Source organism: Streptomyces sp. URMC 126 (assembly GCF_051386555.1).
Taxonomy (GTDB): Bacteria; Actinomycetota; Actinomycetes; order Streptomycetales; family Streptomycetaceae; genus Streptomyces.
Genome location: NZ_JBPQTX010000628.1, coordinates 1 through 1,091 on the forward strand (window position 1 = coordinate 1; position 1,091 = coordinate 1,091).

General features: G+C 70.9%; 2 pseudogenes. Both read left to right on the top strand.

Annotated features, from left to right (window positions below):
• Positions 1–9: 9 nt before the first annotated feature.
• Positions 10–474, top strand: a pseudogene (locus tag ACSNOK_RS33185) (GNAT family N-acetyltransferase); the annotation flags it as partial.
• 146 nt (positions 475–620) lie between these two features.
• Positions 621–1,091: pseudogene (locus ACSNOK_RS33190) on the top strand (hypothetical protein); the annotation flags it as partial.

Genomic DNA, 1,091 nt, shown 5'->3' on the forward strand with positions numbered 1-1,091 from the left:
TAAGAGACAGGCGGCCCGCCCGCCCGCCGTCCCACCTACCGGCAGATGGTCCGTCACCTGCGGGCCGAGGCGCACGCGGGACGCATGCTGCCCTTCGTCATCGAGTACCAGGGGCGGCTGGCCGGGCAGTTGACCGTGGCGGGCATCACCTGGGGGTCGATGTGCTCGGCGCACGTCGGTTACTGGGTGGACGAGGCCGTGGCCGGCCGGGGCGTCATGCCGACCGCCGTCGCCCTCGTCACCGACCACTGCTTCCGCACTCTCGGCCTGCACCGCGTGGAGGTGTGCATCCGTCCGGAGAACACGCCCAGCCGCCGGGTGGTGGAGAAGCTCGGCTTCCGCGAGGAGGGGCTGCGCCCGCGGTACCTGCACATCGACGGCGCCTGGCGGGACCACCTGGTCTACGCGCTCACCGCGGAGGAGGCGGTGGACGGGGTCGTCAGCCGGTGGCACCGCTCCCGCCAAATAAAATAAACGTTCGAATTTCACTGTCGAATGACGGTCGATGTTCGGTTTCGAACCCAACAATCACAAAAAAAGTTCGAGATATCAGCCGGTTCGTGCGACACACCGCGCCAATTGGCGGAATCCGCCGAGCGGACCCCTCTACCGTGTGCAGTGTGAGCAGCAGCGGCCTGATCTACGCAGTCATCGTCGGGGCCTGGGCCGCCTACTTGGTGCCGATGTGGCTCCGTAGGCAGGACGAGCTCAACGAAGCCCGTCCGACGGAACGCTTCAGCACCGCCATCCGGCTGCTGTCCGGACGGGCGGGGATGGAGCGCCGTTACGCCAAGGAGCTCGAACGCGCCGGCGCCTCCTCCGACGCGCCGGCACCGGACGCGGAGGCGGACGTCCCGACGGCGCGTCCCCAGGAGCCGGACGCCGCGGCCGAACCGGTCGCCGCCCGGCCCTCCGGCGTGCCCGCGTCCGGCCAGACAGCCCCCACCCAGGCCGAACGCGCCCGCCGCTCCAAGGTCCTCGCCCGCCGTCGCCGCACCACCGTCCTGCTCTTCCTCGCCTTCACCCTCGGCGCGGTCGTCGCGGGCGTCGGCGGCATCGCCTTCCTCTGGGCCCCGGGCGTCCCGGCGCTG